Source organism: Campylobacter sp. TJR-1, assembly GCF_032840035.1.
In the GTDB taxonomy this organism is placed as follows: domain Bacteria; phylum Campylobacterota; class Campylobacteria; order Campylobacterales; family Campylobacteraceae; genus Campylobacter; species Campylobacter fetus.
Genome location: NZ_JAWIZX010000001.1, coordinates 265,527 through 281,741, shown reverse-complemented (window position 1 = coordinate 281,741; position 16,215 = coordinate 265,527). Strand labels below are relative to the sequence as shown.

10 protein-coding genes and 5 pseudogenes are annotated in these 16,215 nt (G+C 32.8%); 4 read left to right on the top strand and 11 right to left on the bottom strand.

All coding sequences use genetic code 11. The features are described from left to right. The first annotated feature begins 13 nt into the window (after positions 1–13). A complete protein-coding gene (gene efp, locus RVY88_RS01480; protein ID WP_002850016.1) occupies positions 14–583 on the top strand; it encodes an elongation factor P in 570 nt (189 codons plus the stop codon). A gap of 31 nt (positions 584–614) precedes the next feature. On the opposite strand, the gene RVY88_RS01475 is transcribed toward efp, so the two are convergent. Together RVY88_RS01475 and RVY88_RS09195 are read right to left on the bottom strand one after the other, a co-directional pair. After that, positions 615–854 (bottom strand): SelT/SelW/SelH family (seleno)protein, encoded by a 240-nt coding sequence (locus RVY88_RS01475; protein ID WP_257719961.1) that lies wholly within the window; start codon positions 852–854, stop codon positions 615–617. Between the two features lie 171 nt (positions 855–1,025). Next, a pseudogene (locus RVY88_RS09195) lies at positions 1,026–1,217 on the bottom strand (Rdx family protein); the annotation flags it as partial. A 158-nt stretch (positions 1,218–1,375) separates the two neighbouring features. Between RVY88_RS09195 and RVY88_RS01470 the strand changes: the two are divergent. After that, on the top strand, positions 1,376–1,915 hold the full coding sequence (locus tag RVY88_RS01470) for a DJ-1 family glyoxalase III (RefSeq protein ID WP_065844244.1): 540 nt from the start codon (positions 1,376–1,378) through the stop codon (positions 1,913–1,915). Between the two features lie 111 nt (positions 1,916–2,026). On the opposite strand, the gene RVY88_RS01465 is transcribed toward RVY88_RS01470, so the two are convergent. The 7 genes and pseudogenes from RVY88_RS01465 to RVY88_RS09175 all read right to left on the bottom strand — a co-directional run. After that, on the bottom strand, positions 2,027–3,850 hold the full coding sequence (locus RVY88_RS01465; RefSeq protein ID WP_002850011.1) for an ammonia-forming cytochrome c nitrite reductase subunit c552: 1,824 nt from the start codon (positions 3,848–3,850) through the stop codon (positions 2,027–2,029). Between the two features lie 15 nt (positions 3,851–3,865). Further along, a complete protein-coding gene (gene nrfH / locus RVY88_RS01460) occupies positions 3,866–4,366 on the bottom strand; it encodes a cytochrome c nitrite reductase small subunit (protein WP_162167353.1) in 501 nt (166 codons plus the stop codon). A 249-nt stretch (positions 4,367–4,615) separates the two neighbouring features. Continuing rightward, complete coding sequence (gene putP / locus RVY88_RS01455) at positions 4,616–6,091, bottom strand: sodium/proline symporter PutP (RefSeq protein ID WP_162167354.1); 1,476 nt, start codon at positions 6,089–6,091, stop codon at positions 4,616–4,618. Between the two features lie 3 nt (positions 6,092–6,094). Beyond that, positions 6,095–6,325: pseudogene (locus RVY88_RS09190) on the bottom strand (hypothetical protein); the annotation flags it as partial. 176 nt (positions 6,326–6,501) lie between these two features. After that, positions 6,502–6,610: pseudogene (locus RVY88_RS09185) on the bottom strand (hypothetical protein); the annotation flags it as partial. A 122-nt stretch (positions 6,611–6,732) separates the two neighbouring features. Continuing rightward, positions 6,733–8,047, bottom strand: a pseudogene (locus tag RVY88_RS09180) (aldehyde dehydrogenase family protein); the annotation flags it as partial. 68 nt (positions 8,048–8,115) lie between these two features. After that, positions 8,116–9,595 (bottom strand): annotated as a pseudogene (locus tag RVY88_RS09175) (proline dehydrogenase family protein); the annotation flags it as partial. Between the two features lie 385 nt (positions 9,596–9,980). On the opposite strand from RVY88_RS09175, the gene RVY88_RS01445 reads away from it, so the two are divergent. Both RVY88_RS01445 and dnaE read left to right on the top strand, forming a co-directional pair. Next, positions 9,981–10,226 (top strand): RNA recognition motif domain-containing protein, encoded by a 246-nt coding sequence (locus tag RVY88_RS01445; protein WP_024305159.1) that lies wholly within the window; start codon positions 9,981–9,983, stop codon positions 10,224–10,226. Positions 10,227–10,329: 103 nt separating this feature from the next. Further along, positions 10,330–14,325 carry a DNA polymerase III subunit alpha gene (gene dnaE, locus RVY88_RS01440; RefSeq protein ID WP_162167356.1) on the top strand — a complete coding sequence of 1,332 codons (3,996 nt, stop codon included), beginning with the start codon at positions 10,330–10,332 and terminating at the stop codon, positions 14,323–14,325. On the opposite strand, the gene RVY88_RS01435 is transcribed toward dnaE, so the two are convergent. Both RVY88_RS01435 and RVY88_RS01430 read right to left on the bottom strand, forming a co-directional pair. Beyond that, positions 14,312–15,313, bottom strand: coding sequence for a sensor histidine kinase (locus tag RVY88_RS01435; RefSeq protein WP_002850001.1), 1,002 nt, complete (start codon positions 15,311–15,313; stop codon positions 14,312–14,314). The genes dnaE and RVY88_RS01435 overlap by 14 nt on opposite strands. Then, complete coding sequence (locus RVY88_RS01430) at positions 15,306–16,076, bottom strand: DUF234 domain-containing protein (RefSeq protein ID WP_152789355.1); 771 nt, start codon at positions 16,074–16,076, stop codon at positions 15,306–15,308. Before RVY88_RS01430 ends, RVY88_RS01435 begins: the two co-directional genes overlap by 8 nt. Between the last annotated feature and the right edge of the window lie 139 nt (positions 16,077–16,215).

Genomic DNA, 16,215 nt, shown 5'->3' with positions numbered 1-16,215 from the left:
TTAAGGAGAATATATGGCTTCATATTCAATGGGTGATTTAAAAAAAGGTTTAAAGATAGAGTTAGACGGCGTTCCATATAAAATAGTTGAGTATCAACATGTAAAGCCGGGAAAAGGCGCCGCATTTGTTAGAGTAAAAATTAAGTCTTTTGTAAATGGAAAAGTTTTAGAAAAAACTTTTCATGCGGGGGATAAATGCGAATCTCCAAATTTAGTAGAAAAAGAGATGCAATACCTTTATGATGATGGAGAATTTTGTCAATTTATGGATGTTGAGAGCTATGAGCAAGTTGCTATATCTGATGAAGATATCGGCGAGGCAAAAAAATGGATGATAGATGGGATGATGGTTCAAATTTTATTTCATAACGGTAAAGCTATTGGTGTTGAAGTACCTCAAGTAGTGGAGTTGAAAATTGTTGAAACTCAGCCAAACTTCAAAGGCGATACTCAAGGAAGTAATAAAAAACCAGCCACATTAGAGAGTGGTGCCGTAGTTCAGATACCGTTTCACGTATTAGAAGGCGAAGTTATTCGCGTTGATACCGTGCGAGGCGAGTATATAGAAAGAGCAAACAAATAGATTAAAAGCCCTATATTAGGGCTTTTAGTTTTTATATATTAAATTCTTTTTTTATAATTTCAGTTACTTCTCCAGCATCTGGAAATCTAGGTCTTGGAAAATCATGATTATTATAAATCACCTTTCCATCAACTTCAACTATAAAATCGCCTTTGTTGCCTATCTCTTTAGAAACTTCCACACCAGGAAAATTGTTTATTAGCTCATCTTCTAACCTAGAAGCTTTTGGACGGAAATTTCAAGAGTTGCAGTAAAATATTTTTATTTGCATCACTTATCCTTTATGAAAATATTTTGTTATAATAGCATAATATGCATAAATATTTTATAATATTTAATATAATTTTTTGATATATATTTAATATAATAATAAATTATCATTATCAAGAAGGCTATTTAAATTTAAATAGCCTTTGAATTACAATTCAAAGGCTTTGTTATATTAGAGATTAAATTCTCTTATGATTGTAGCAGTTATCTCTCCATTGTCTGGAAATTTCGGTCTAGGGAAACTATTGTAGTCATAAATTAGTTTTCCATCAGCTTCAACTTTAAAACCGCCTTTTTCGCCAACCTCTTTAGAAACTTTCGCACTAGGGAAATTCTTGTTTAATTCGTCTTCTACACTAGAAGCTTTTGTGAGAAAGTTAACTCAAGAGTTGCAGTAAAATATTTTTACTTCCATACTAAATCCTTTCATAAGATATCAAATATAATAGCACAATGCATAAAAATATTGTGTGATATTTGCTACAATTGGCTATAATTTTTTAATTCATATAAGGAGTATTAATGAAAGTAGCTGTTATGTTAGTAGATGGATTTGAAGAGATTGAGGCAACAACTATTATCGATGTGCTAAGAAGAGCAGGTATAGACGCCGTATTTGTTGGGCTAAATAGTGATACGGCTATCGGTGCTCATAATGTTAGTATGAAAGCCGATGTTGCTTTCGACGATATCAATTTTGATAATTTTGATATGATAGTTTTACCGGGCGGACTTCCTGGAGCCGAATATTTAGCCAAAAGTGAAAAACTTCAAAAAGTTTTAAAAGATTTTGATGAGAAGGATAAATTTATAGGAGCCATTTGCGCCGCGCCATGGGCTCTTAGTACCTCCAATGTTTTGGGAGATAGTTATACTTGCTATCCTGGTTTTGAAAAAGTAGTTGCAAAAGGCGGCTATGTATCAGATAAAAATGTTGTTATAGATGGGAATATCATTACTTCTAAAGGACCTGCTACTGCTATGGAATTTGCTTTAGAGTTAGTTAAAGTTTTACAAGGCAATGAAAAATATATAGAAGTAAAAGACGGACTTTTATTTTGATACGAATTTAAAAACTAAAAAGAAATTTTGTAGTTATATAAATTTGATTATCTAAATAAATTTTTAAAGCCAGACCTCATATGAAGTCTGGCAAAATCAGCTTTTAAGAGCTTATTTTTTATCTACAACGTTATAGTTGTATGGTTTTAAATTCTTATCATCTTCTATAAGATTAGAAGGTGGATTTCCGTTTATATAGTCATGCTCATAGTATCTATCGCCTGCTTTATGTCCGTTTAGATCTACTTTATAGCGTATCTCGCCCGGATTTAGTTTTTGCATATCTTCAAAACCGAGATTAGATGTTTTGAAGCCGGTTATACCGTTTTTAGCGGCGATTTGCACAAGCTGAGTTTGACCTTGTCTAGCCATATCCACAGATTGAAGAAGCATTCTCGAAGCCTCTCTTGGGTTATGGAATCCAGTAGAGTTCTCAGCGCCGACAAAGTCAGCTCTCATTTGAGATTTTCTATGAAGTTCTAGGACGTCTTTTAGTTCAGCAGAAATTTTACCTTCATCAGCCTTACCGTCTTTTTGGAATGCCGGCATAGCACTTAAAGCGTCTCTTAGATTTTTGATATCTGTTATAAGACTTACGATGCTGTATTCAGCTGTTCTAAGATCAAATGCTACAGAGTTTTGGATATCTTTTATCTGCGATTTTAGATAATCTTCACTTTGAGTATGGCAAGTTTTACAAGCCGCATTTATGTTTGCAAGCGGAGATGTAACATTGTGATTTGTCATTTTCTTAGAACCTTTTCTAATATAAGGCATATGACAATCAGCGCAGCTTACGCCGTTTGCAGCATGTACACCGCCGCTGTATAGCTCGTACTCTGGGTGTTGGATTTTTAGCATAGGAGCTTTTGTTATTTTATGAGGCCAGTCTTTATCAAATACACCGCGTACCGCTTCATAATGATCATCGAACATTTCAATTCTAAATGGAGTTCCTTTTTTCCAGTACGACCAAGGGTATATAAGCTCTATACCATCAACTTCGATCTGTGTAGGTTTATTTCCGTCTCTCCAAGAATCAAATTCGTCATAAGTTTTTTGTTTTCCGTTCCACCATGTTTTAGTAGCGTCTTTTGCTATGCTCTCACCCATTACTTTTACTTTTTCACCAGTAGGTTTAAAGTAATACTCGACGTGACATTGTGCACAAACTAGAGTTCTCATCTCTTCTCTGGTGGCTTTTACGCCTTGTTCTTTGTCTGCTTCATAACCTCTCATGATTAAAGAGTTTATAGCTGCTTGTCTAGTAAGTCTTAGGCTCATATCTTTTGGATTGTGACAATCAGCACATGTTAAGCCCATTCTTTTACCACCGTGAGGACCGCTGTGTTCAACAGAGTTTTCTTCCATACCATTTACTGCTGGAACGTTTTTTATCATAGTCCAGTATTTTGTAGAGTTAAATGCTATCCAGTCGCCTTTTGCAGCATTTTTGTATAGCCAAGGAGACCAGCCGCTATGACAGTTCATACATGCAGCAGGTTGTCCGCCAAATGCTGCAAATCCGTGTGCATTTAAAAAGTCTTTGTTGTTTCTTGCTGTGTCCATTTGGTCGACTTGAACCCAGAAGTGACCTCTTTCTTCATTTGCGTCTATAGAAAACGGATATCCGGCCCATAACATAGTAAGTTGTGGATAGCGTATAAGCTTAGAGTAAGCTAAGTTACCTCCGAACTCGGTACTAACAGGTTTTTCTGTTTCTACAGTTAAGTACATATCAAGATAATCTGGGAAGTTTTTACCCCAATGATCGAAAGTAGGGTTATTATCGCTAAGCTCTACAAATTCCTTAGAGGCTATGCCTCCTGTACCTTCATTTTGTTTTTTACTAATATCTTTATTTAGCATCAATACTGCTGCTATCGCTATGATAACAACAATAATTGCAAAATAGATAACACCTTTTTTATTCATATTTTCTCCTTTATTTTAAAATCCTCTTTTATGTCCGACACCGGTATGACATGATACGCAGCTTAGAGATCTGTCATTGTGTGGATTTGTTGTTGAGTTGATCACGTTAGATGCTATTTCTGTGTGGCACTCGATACAGTTATTTTGCACCATCATTTTACTGTTGTTGGTTGTGCTTAAATTTGTCGGTAACTCATCTAATTTAAATGTAAATGAGTAAGCATGGCTCAAACCGCTTTTGCCTTTTGCGATCCATTTATCTATGAAATTATGCGGTAAATGGCAGTCTACACAGCTTGCTCTTGGCTTGCCCGCGACTTTTTTAGAGTGTGGCGCATTTAGATAGTCGTTATATACGTCATTCATTATATGACAGTTATTACAGGATTTACTATCGTTGCTAAAGTATGAAGTACCTTTGGCGTTATAAAACGTATAAAAGCCTACGCCAAATAGGACAAATAGCAACACGATAAACACGCCAAAAAGATTTGTAAATGCTTTGCATTGTCTCAAATTCGATTCCCTCCTTTTTGTTTAATTTTTATTTGTTAATTATTTTATACAAATAAGTTTTAAAATTTATTTAATTTTATACTTAATATTAAATAATAATTTAAATTAGTGGCTAATATATGCAGAAAATAGTGATTATTAGGGAATTATAGATATTAAATTCGAATCTTAAATTTACAAATATTTTTTAAATTTTTAATATTTATCTATAAAATAGTATCACCAAAATCGGTGATACTAGATATATTGTTATAACTCTTTAATCATAGTTTCATAAGCTGCTTTTGTACCGGGCCTTACTTTTGTACATAAACTTACTACAATGATCGCCAAAGATGCAAATATAAATCCGGGAACTATCTCATAAATATCTAAATATGCAGATAAAAAGTTTTTATAAACTACTACTGTTATAGCTCCTACTATCATACCCGCTATAGCTCCTAGTCTAGTCATATTACTCCAAAACAGCGAGAATAGCATAACGCTTCCAAAACTAGCGCCAAATCCAGCCCAAGCGTAAGCTACTATAGATAATATGCTCGAGTTTTTATCTGTTGATATGATAAAAGCTACTAGAGCGACTATCAGTACTCCTACTCTTCCTAAGTTCATAACTGTTTTTGAAGACGCTGTTTTATTAAATATCCTTCTGTAAAAATCCTCGGCTATAGTAGAGCTAGATACCAAAAGCTGAGAACTTGCTGTACTCATAATAGCAGCCAAAATAGCTGAAAGAAGTATACCGCTTATCCAAGGATTAAAAAGCAGTTGACTCATCACGATAAATATTTTTTCAGGATCACTCAAACTAAGATTAAATTTATAAACGTAAGCTATTCCCACAACTCCTATAAGGCAAGCCCCAATCAGAGAAATAACCATCCAAGATATGCCTATAAAAGTAGCAGTGGGTATATCTTTGACAGATCTTATAGACATAAAACGTACTAATATATGAGGCTGTCCAAAATACCCAAGTCCCCAAGCAAGAGTTGATATCAGTCCAAGAACGCCTATGCCTTCATTCATTAAAAGTACCCCCGGTTTTATATTTTCTATTATATTAATAGCTTCACCAAAACCGCCTATATGATAGATCATAGCTATGGGGACTATGATCAGAGCCGACATCATAAGCAGACCTTGCACAAGATCTGTCCAACAAACAGCTTTATATCCACCTAAAAATGTGTATATAACTATGATTAGAGTACCTGTTGTCAAAGCATTTTCGTATGCAAAACCGAATGTTGTTTCAAAAAGCTTAGCTCCTCCGACTAATCCTGCCGATACGTAAAATGTAAAGAATATCAAAATGACGATAGCACAAAGTATCCTTAAAATATGAGATTTATCATCAAATCTCGTTTCAAAATAATCAGGTATAGTGATAGAATTTGCTACTACGCTAGTATAAATTCTAAGCCTTTTTGCTACAAATTTCCAATTTAAAAATGCGCCTACAGTAAGACCTATAGCTATATAGCTTTGTGAAAATCCGCTTACGTACAAAGCTCCAGGAAGCCCCATGAGCAGCCATCCGCTCATATCAGAAGCTCCTGAAGATAGGGCAGATACTGCAGGCCCCATGCTTCTTCCACCTAAAAAGTAGTCTTCTGTGCTTTTATTTTGTTTGAAAAAATAAAATCCTATAAACAACATCAAAGCTGAGTATGCTACAAATGTTACTGCTATTTCTATACTAAAATTTACTGATTCCATGTTTTATCCTTTCATATGTTGTAAAGCTCTTGCACCTAAATTTCCATATCTGTGATACGAGATACTCAAAGATTTTTCATTGTGGTAGTAAAGCAGCTCAAATCTACCGTTTGATAGAGGTTTGGCATTTGCTATTATCTTTGCATTTTTAGCGGCTTTTTGGTAAACAATATCATTTTTAGATGCTTTACTCAGATATCTTATTCTATCAAATTCATGTATTTTCTTAGAAAAATCTACAAGATCTTCTTGTTTTAAATTTAAAGCGATCCCTAAAGCGTCTGCTATTTTTAATACGATTTGTATATTACTATTTTCTTCAAAACTTATATATAAAGGTATTTCTAAAATTTCGTGAGCTATAATGATCGCAAAAATATCTCTTAAACTATCGTCTTTGCTGATTCTGTATCCTGTATTTTTTACTTTTGTGTATGAAAATATATTATCTTCGCCGGTTATATTTACATAGTCTTTTTTGGTTTTAAACTCATTTTCATTATGATAAGCATAGCTTTTAGCTATAAAAGATAGCTCTTTTAAACTTTTCAAAATGTTTGATTCATAACCTTGTATATCTAGTTTTTCTAACTTATCTGATATATCGCACGGTTTTAAATTTATATCGCATCCATCTTCTGTGATATCGGTAAATTGCGTGATATAATTGTATATTCCGACTTTTCTACCAAATCCTATGGCAGACTTTTTAATTCCTCCAAAAGGTTGACGAAGTACGATAGCTCCTGTTGTTGGCTTGTTTATATAGATATTTCCGGCTTCTATATTTTGATGAAATACCTCCCACTCTCTTTCATCTAAACTTTCAAATCCGGCCGTAAGTCCATATCCGGTGCTATTTGCTAAATGCAGGGCATGATTTAGATCTTTTGCGCACATAACCGTTAAAATCGGTGCAAAAAGCTCCGTCATATGCGTAAAATCTCCCTCTTTTGTTCCATATTTTATCGCAGGAGTCATAAAATGCGGATTATCATTTATAAATTGCGGTTTTAATGCCCATTGCTCATAAGATTTTAGCTCATTGATCGCTTTTATCAGTTTTGTGCTTGGTTTGCTAGCTAATGCTGCAAGTTTGTTTTTAAGCTCAAAAGGACTTCCTATTTGTAAAGATGAAGCTGCTTCTACTAAAGATTTTTTAAAATTATTATCGTTATAGACCTCTTCTTCTAGTATCAAAAGTGAAGTTGCGGAGCATTTTTGACCTGAATTTGAAAAAGCCGAATGGATTACGTTTTTTATCGCTTGATCTTTATCTGCCATTTTACTAACTATTGTAGCATTTTTTCCGCCGGTTTCTGCACTTAGCATCAAGCAAGGATTTGCTTCTAGTATAGTTTTCGCCGTATCTTCCGAACCTGTTAGTATAGTAAATTTTATGCTATCGTTTGTTAGTAAATGTTCTGATATCAGTGCTCCTTGCGCAGGTAAAAATATAAGCGCGTCTTTAGGAACTCCAGCCTCCCAAAAGTATTCGCATATTTTATATCCGGTTATGGCTGAAAGACTTGATGGTTTATAAATAACTCTATTTCCTGCTGCAAGAGGAGCTGCTATAGTTCCGGTCGTTATGCCTATAGGGAAATTCCACGGAGCTATAACTACGCCTACGCCTTTTGGTGCAAATTTAATATTTTGATATTCATTTTTTAGCTTTTTTAAAGAGTGTGGATAAAACTCTAAAAAGTCTATAGCTTCGCTCACTTCGGGATCTAGCTCTAAAAATGTTTTGCCTACTTCTAGGGCGGCTATTCCTATAAGATCTCCTCTTTTTTGTCTAAAAATTTCAGCTGCTTTTGATAGTATTTTATAAATTTCATCATGACTTAAATCGCTGTAATTCGACTCATTTGCTGTTTTTAATGCTCTATTTATCTGATCTATATTTGCTAAATGCACGGTTCCTATTTTTCTGTTAAGAGGTTTATCGAAAACTTTATAAGAGTCCATATCATCGGTTTTTAGGATATCTTTTGCTACTGGGTAGATTTCTAAATTTTGCATATTTTCAAATTTAGATTTTATATCTTGTGCCCATTTTCTATTTTTAGCTAAGATAAAATCAGTATCTGGCTCGTTTTCAAACTCATCATATGAGTTTGTGTGCGAATTAACGCTTCTATCTTGAGTTCTGCGTGCAGAGTTGTCTATATTTGAAATATTATCTATAGATTTTAAGAATAACTCTTTTTGGGTATTCCACTCGCGGCTTCCTACTTCGAGATTGAAAAAATATCGCATAAAATTATCCGTACTACTGTTTTCATCAAGTCTTCTTACTAGATACGCGACTGCGTTATTAAAATGTTCTTCGCTGCAAACAGGAGCATAAAGTATGATATCATGCAGTTTTGATAGTTCATATGAACATTGGATACTCATACCTTCTAACATCTCAAAGCTAAATGACTCAGTCGCGCCGGCTTCTTTTATTTTGATATAAGCGTGAGCTATCTCAAAGATATTGTGACTAGCGATACCGATATTTATAAATTTGTAATTATCTTTACTTAATACGAAATCAAGCATTTTTTTGTAATTTGAATCCGTATCTATTTTTCTATCAAATGTCGGCAAAGCCCATCCTTTTTGAGAAGATATTGCTTCTTCACTCTGTTTATTTGCACCTTTTACAAGGCGAATTTTTATCGGTGCAAATCCTTTTAAAACGCGCTCTTTAGAGAATTCAAATAATCGTTGTAAGTAGTGATATGAATCTGGAATATAAGCTTGCAATACGATTCCTGCTTTTATATTAAATTTAGAAATACTATCCATAAAAGCTTCTACCGTAAGTTCTAAATCCCTGTATTCTTCCATATCGAGATTTATAAATTTAGAAATTCCGCTTATTTTTTCTTCTTCTAAAGCCAGTTGATAGAGCCTATCTAATCTTTTTACTATCTCTTTTTTAGAGTACTCAAAGTCTATAATGTTTATTTGAGAAAATATAGTAGTTATTTTGATGGAGATATATGTTATATACTTTGATTTTATCGCCTCTTCGTACTTTTGTATTCGGTATAAACTTTCTGCTTCGCTAAGGACTTCTTCCCCAATTAGGTTTATATTTAATGTTATATTATCTTCATTTCTTAGTTTTATATGCTTTTTTAAACTATTTTCGTTGGCATCTAAAACCATATCTTTTGTTTCATTTCTTAAATGAGATATAAAAAACGGAACGCTGATATCAGGCATAAATTTGCCTAAATTTAAAAAAGCTAAAAGCAGAAATCTTTCATAAGAAGTGAAAAAATCCGCTATACCGTATTTGTTTAGCGTGTATTGTATGAGTTCAAAACTGGATTTTTTATCTTTGCATCTAAATGAGCGGTCTAAAAGCTCTATTAACATTACTTTGTTTTGTGGATTTAGCAGAAGTTTTTTCATTTTTTGATGAAAAACTTTTTCGTGCCTAGAGATATTTTGCACAATTTTATTTTGTAGCTCACTTGCCAACTCTATGGTTTTGTTTATCATATTTCCCCCTATATTTTTTAAGGTATCAATATAAATAATACAAAAAAATATAATAATAAGTAATATTAAATTTAATATTTGAATAAATTTATAAAAATATATGTGTAAATTTGTAACAATATGTGATAAATTTAAAATATATCTTATTTTTTTTGTATAAATTTTATAATATTGCTTTTTATAAGTAATGTATAAATGAAAGTTATTATATAAATATTATTAATATAAAAAGTATAATTTTATATTGCTTTGTAACAAATTTTTACAAATTTTGAAAATATTTACGAAAAGTTTAGATTTACTATAGCTTTTTATGGTTAATTTAGGTATTATTATATCAACCGAATTTATACGGAATAAATAGCAGTAAGGAATAGTAGTTGTGATTAACATTTATGTTGGTAATCTGTCATATCGAATGACAGAGTCTGAGCTTAGAGAAGTTTTTAGTAGTTTTGGTGAAGTTACACGCGCAAAAATTGTAAAAGATAAAGAAACAAATCGTTCTAAAGGTTTTGGATTTGTCGAAATGAGTAGTGATGAACAAGCAAAAAAAGCTATTGAAGGAACCAATGGCAAAGAAGTTGGCGGTAGAGCACTTAGAGTAAATGAGGCTAGACCAAGAGATTAATCTCAAACGGGCTTGTTTCAAGCCCTTTTTTTCTACAAAATTTAATACGAGTAAGCTTTATTTTAGTACTTATATGATACAATTTATCAAATAAGGAAAACTAATGAGCGATTTCACACATTTACATTTACATACCGAATATTCATTGTTAGACGGTGCAAACAAGATAAAAGTTTTAGCCAAAAGATTAAAAGAGCTAAATATAAAATCATGCGCTATAACCGATCACGGAAATATGTATGGGGCGCTTGATTTTTATAAAACTATGAAAGCCGAGGGTATAAAACCTATCATAGGACTTGAAGCTTATATACATAATCACGAAGATATAAGCAACAAAGAGAGTAGGCAGAGATTTCACCTTTGTCTATTTGCTAAAAATGAGGTAGGATATCAAAATCTTATGTATCTTAGCTCAATGTCGTATATAAAAGGATATTACTACTATCCAAGAATCAACAAAAAACTTTTAAGAGAACATAGCGAAGGTTTAGTATGCAGCTCTGCATGCCTTGCTGGAGAAGTAAATTTCCATTTAAATTTGAGTGATAGAAATTTAAAAAGAGGAGCCGGCGGATATGAATCTGCCAAAAGAGTTGCTTTGGAATATAAAGATATATTTGGCGATGATTTTTATCTTGAGATTATGAGACACGGTATAGGTGATCAACAACGAATAGATGATGATATAATCAGGCTTTCTATGGAAACCGGTATAAAACTAATAGCTACAAACGATGCCCATTATACCACAAAAGATAGTGCAGTAGCTCAAAAGATATTTGTATATATCTCAGCAAATAAAAATTTCGATGATAAAGTACGAGAACAAGTTCTAAGCGAGTTTTATGCCAAATCGGCTGATGAGATGAGCGCTATTTTTGCCGATATGCCAGAAGTTATAGAAAATACAAACGAGATAGTAGAAAAGTGCAATTTAGAAATAAAATTAGGAGACGCTACTCCACCAAATTTTAAATTTACTCAAGAATATGCAAAAGAGCGCGGTATAATCCTGCCTCATCCGCAAAATGAATATGATTTAGAAAATGATAGTTTTTTGTTTGAGTATGAGTGCAAACAAGGACTTGAAAAAAGACTCGAGTTTATCGATCCGTCTAAGCATCAAATTTATAAAGATAGATTAGATCTTGAGATAAATACGATAAATAATATGAAATTTCCGGGCTATATGCTTATAGTGGCCGACTTCATAAACGAAGCAAAAAGACGAGGAATTCCAGTAGGTCCTGGGCGTGGAAGTGCAGCTGGAAGCCTTGTAGCTTACGCTCTTCGCATTACTGATATTGATCCGTTGCCTTATAACTTGCTATTTGAAAGATTTTTAAATCCAGAGCGTATAAGTATGCCAGATATCGATGTGGATTTTTGCCAAAATAGGCGAGGGGAAGTTATAGATTACGTCATAGAAAAGTATGGGGAATACAACGTCGCCCAAGTAGCAACATTTGGTAAGCTTTTGGCAAAAGGAGTTATAAGAGACGTTGCAAGAGTTATGGGTATGCCATATTCCGAAGCAGATGCTATGGCAAAACTTATACCAGATGAGTTGGGAATTACTTTAAAAGCGCATAAAAATAAAAAAGGCGATATGGAAGATGGAGCATTCGAAAAAGAGCCGAAAATAGGTGAACTTATAGCAAAAAATGACTTAGCAAAGCAGGTTTGGGAATATTCTTGTGAGCTTGAAGGATTGAATAGAAACCCCGGAATGCATGCTGCAGGTATTGTTATAAGCAATGAAGAGCTATGGAAAAAGGCTCCTTTGTGGAAACAAAGCAATGCCGAAGCCGGTCATTATGTAACTCAATACACAAAAGATTACCTTGAAGATGTTGATCTTATCAAATTTGACTTCTTGGGACTTAAAACTCTAACAGTAATCGATAATGCAAAAAAACTAATTAAAGAGCGTTTTGGCGTAGATATTTTATGGGAAAAAATAGATTTCAACGATCAAAAAACTTATGAAACTATTCAAAGCGGAAATACTCTGGGTATATTTCAGATAGAGTCAAGCGGTATGCAATCTCTTGCTGCGAAGCTTAGACCGGATTGTTTTGAAGATATCATAGCTATGATAGCGCTTTATCGTCCCGGACCTTTGAATTCCGGAATGGTTGATGATTTTATAGATATTAAGCACGGTAAGAAAAAGATAGAATACGCTTTCGCCGCTTTAAAACCTATACTCGAACCGACGTACGGAGTTATAGTTTATCAAGAGCAAGTTATGCAAGTTGTTCAAACAGTCGGAGGATTTAGCCTTGGAGGCGCGGATCTTGTAAGGCGCGCTATGAGTAAGAAAAAAGAAGATGAAATGTTGCATCTCAAAACTCAGTATTTAGAAGGAGCAAAAAGAAACGGCTTTGATGAAGGCAAAGCAGACGCACTTTTTGAGCTTATTATGAAATTTGCAGAGTATGGATTTAACAAATCCCACTCAGCAGCTTATGCGCTTATAACTTTTCAAACAGCGTATTTAAAAACATATTATCCGGCAGAATTTATGGCTGCTTTGCTTACTAGCGAAGAGAACAATATAGATAAAATTATAAAATATATCGATGAGATAAAAAGACTTAATATAAAGCTACTTCCTCCAAATGTAAATTATTCGGTAAGGGAGTTTAGTGTTATACAAAAAGATGGAAGCGACTCTATTATATACGGCATGGCAGCGATAAAAGGCGTTGGAGTAGGCGCTGTGGAAGATATCATAAAAGCTAGAGAAGACGGTCCTTTTGAAAGCGTTGATAGCTTTATATCAAAAACAGATTGCACGACTGTAAATAGACGCGTTTTTGAATCTCTTATAAAATCTGGCGCATTTGATGACTTTGGTTTTACTAGAAAGATGCTCATACATAATCTAGAAACTATCATAGAAAACTCAAAACGTATATCGGATATCAAAAAGAATGCTACAAATTCTCTATTTAGCGATGATGATAGTATGAGTGAGATAAGCGTTGATCTTGTTAATATCAAAGATGAATTTGATAAAAAAGAGATATTGAAATTCGAGCAAGAGATACTTGGAGTTTATGTTTCGGGTCATCCATTAGACGAGTATAGAGATAAAATAGATAAGATAAATTACACAGTATCAAGTGAATTTGAAAATGTAGAAGATGGAAGTGAGATATTAGTAGTAGGTAAGATAGAAGATATAACTACAAAGATAACAAAAACAGGTAAAAAAATGGCTATCATAAATATCCTTGATATTCATGGGAATATAGAAGCTACCGCATTTGACGAGTATAAAAAAATAGAATCTATGAGTCAAAATGAGCTTGATGAGCCACATGCGTTTAAAATTATTTTAAATAAAGACGGTCAGCAGTTCAAGCTAAAAATAAATGACATAATAAGCCTTGATGATGCTTTATATAAGAGATTTACGCTGAAATCAAGCAAACTTATGGATGACGAAGTATTTAAATTTCAAAATTATTTTGATACTATCAAGCACGCTACAATAAAAGATATTCCAAATTTAACCAAAGAAAGTGAAATACTTATCATAGGGAAAATGAGTCATATAAATATTAGAACAACTAAAAGCGGTATGGAAATGGCTATATTAAATATAGTTGATATAAGCGGTAATTCCGAGATGATAGCTTTTGATTCTACTAGTAAATTCATAGCCAATATGAGCGAAGATGAACAAGATACAATATACGCTTTTAAAGTTGCTCCAAATAAAGACGCTCAGTCAAAACCTATAATAAATCAGATCATCAGTCTTGATGATGCAAAAGATGGAAATTTCACTCTTAAAACAAATAGAAGACGATATGAGTCTAGAGTGAATGAACAAAGCGCCTCTGCTACTATAATAGGAAAGCTTGAAGTTGATATAGATATTATAAGTTTAGATAAGCAAAAAATAAATTATATTTATCAACTTGCTCACTCTTATCATCAAAAAAATGGAAATAAAAGATTATTACTTAGAATAACTAATAATTACGATAAAGAAGTGATGATTTTCAGCACTGAATTTATCGTTAGTGATGAGTTCAAATCAGAGTTAGATGCTATACTAAACGAAGCTAAGGCAGGCTAATAGTAAATACTTTTGGATCATTTTGCAAAGCAATGCTTCCTTTGTGGGCTGAGATAATCTCTATACTAAGAGCGAGTCCTAGCCCGTTTCCTTTTAATTTTGTCGTTTTAAACGGCTCAAAAACGATATCTTTATCTATTTTTACTCCGCTATCGCTTATATAAAAATTATGTTCATTATTTTCAAATTTATGCTCTATTTTTATCGTTCCGCTTTCGCTTTCATCCTCTTCTATGGCGTCTATAGCATTAAATATAAAATTACTAAAAACCATATCGAGCAGATCCATATCGCCTATGATTTCTGAATTAAATCCACTAAAGACAAACTTAATTTCTTTACTAAAAGCATATTGAGAGATTGCTACTTTACAGTTTTGCTCAAGCTTTTCTAAGTTAAATACCTGCTTGTTTATACATACGCCTTTTGTAAATAGCAGAGTTGCTTTAATGATGCGCTCAACTCTAAAAATAGCTTTTTGTATCTCCTCTATGAGGGGTCTATTTTTGTCATCGGCTCTTTTTAAAAGAGTGCTTGTGAGCAAAGAAATAGATCCTATAGGATTTCTAATCTCATGCGAGAGATGAGCTGCTACTGCTCCCATGGATACGAGTCTTGCACTTCTTTTTTCATCGCTTATATCTGTTGCTAGGATTATTTTATTTCCGTCATTTTGAGTGATTTTTATAGCATAAAATTGCGAGCCAAATTCTACTTCTTGATTTGTTTTTCTAAAATCTATTAAGCTTAAGATATGCTCGTTTTCATCTGCTTTTGCATTTTTTAGTACGGCTTTGCCATCTATATCTATCACCCATAAAGCCGCACCTAAGCTCTCAACGATGTCTTGGATAAATTTTTGTAAATTTGCATATGAAGTGGTTAAAGTTTTATATTCTTTTTCTATAAGATAAGTCTGTTCTATAAGACTTTTTAATCCATCTTGAATATGTTTTGTTTCGCTGTTGTTTGTCAATAATTCACTCATAAATATCCTTAAAATCGTTTATTTCAAATAATAGTATTTTATCATTTTTTAAATTTAAAAGTTCATTGCTAAAGCCTGATTTTGAAAATAGTGCTATTAAATTTGGATTTAAATTTGATCTTTTGCATTTTGCTTGAAGTATATTTAATACATTCTTGCATATTTTTCTATCTTTGTACTTTGCTTCTCCAACTACGGTAAATCCATCGAATTCTACAAAAATATCAATTTCGTTTTCTTTATCCCAGTAGCTTGTAATTAACTCTTTTTGTATATTTAACTCTTTTGCTAAAAGCTCCATACACGCTAGTTCAAAAGGCAGCGAACAGTATAGTTCAAATCCTTGCTTTATTAAATTTAAAACAGTTTCAAACTCATTTTTATCTAATAGTTCTAAATTTGGCTCACAAAATCTAAACCAAAATCTTGTAAAGTTGTTTTTAAAATGTATTTTGTCTTGGACTTGATAGTGTCTTAGTTCTTTTTTGATTTTGTGATGTTTGGTTGATTTCGGTTTTATCTCTCTGGATTTTTCGATTTGTATAATATTTTTTGATAATAAGTTATTTATTATTACGCTTCCTATTCTACGTGGAATTTGCTTTAATGTGTTAAATCGCTTTCTATCGCTTCTTGCAAGTTTTTTGAGAAATATTTTTATCTCTTTATCATTTTCATCAAAATCAAAGTGTTTAGATATATTTTTATAATTACGCAAAATTTCATACTCGATAGCTTCAAAAATATTATCATAATTTTTCAAAATTCTATCAAACACAAAGTAAAACTCAAGTATGTTTTGTACTCCAGTATCGTTGCCGGAGTCTAAAAATTTACTTGTTATAACTATCTCCTCATTGTTTTAGTAATTATACAAAAAACTAGTTTAAATTTGAAATCTT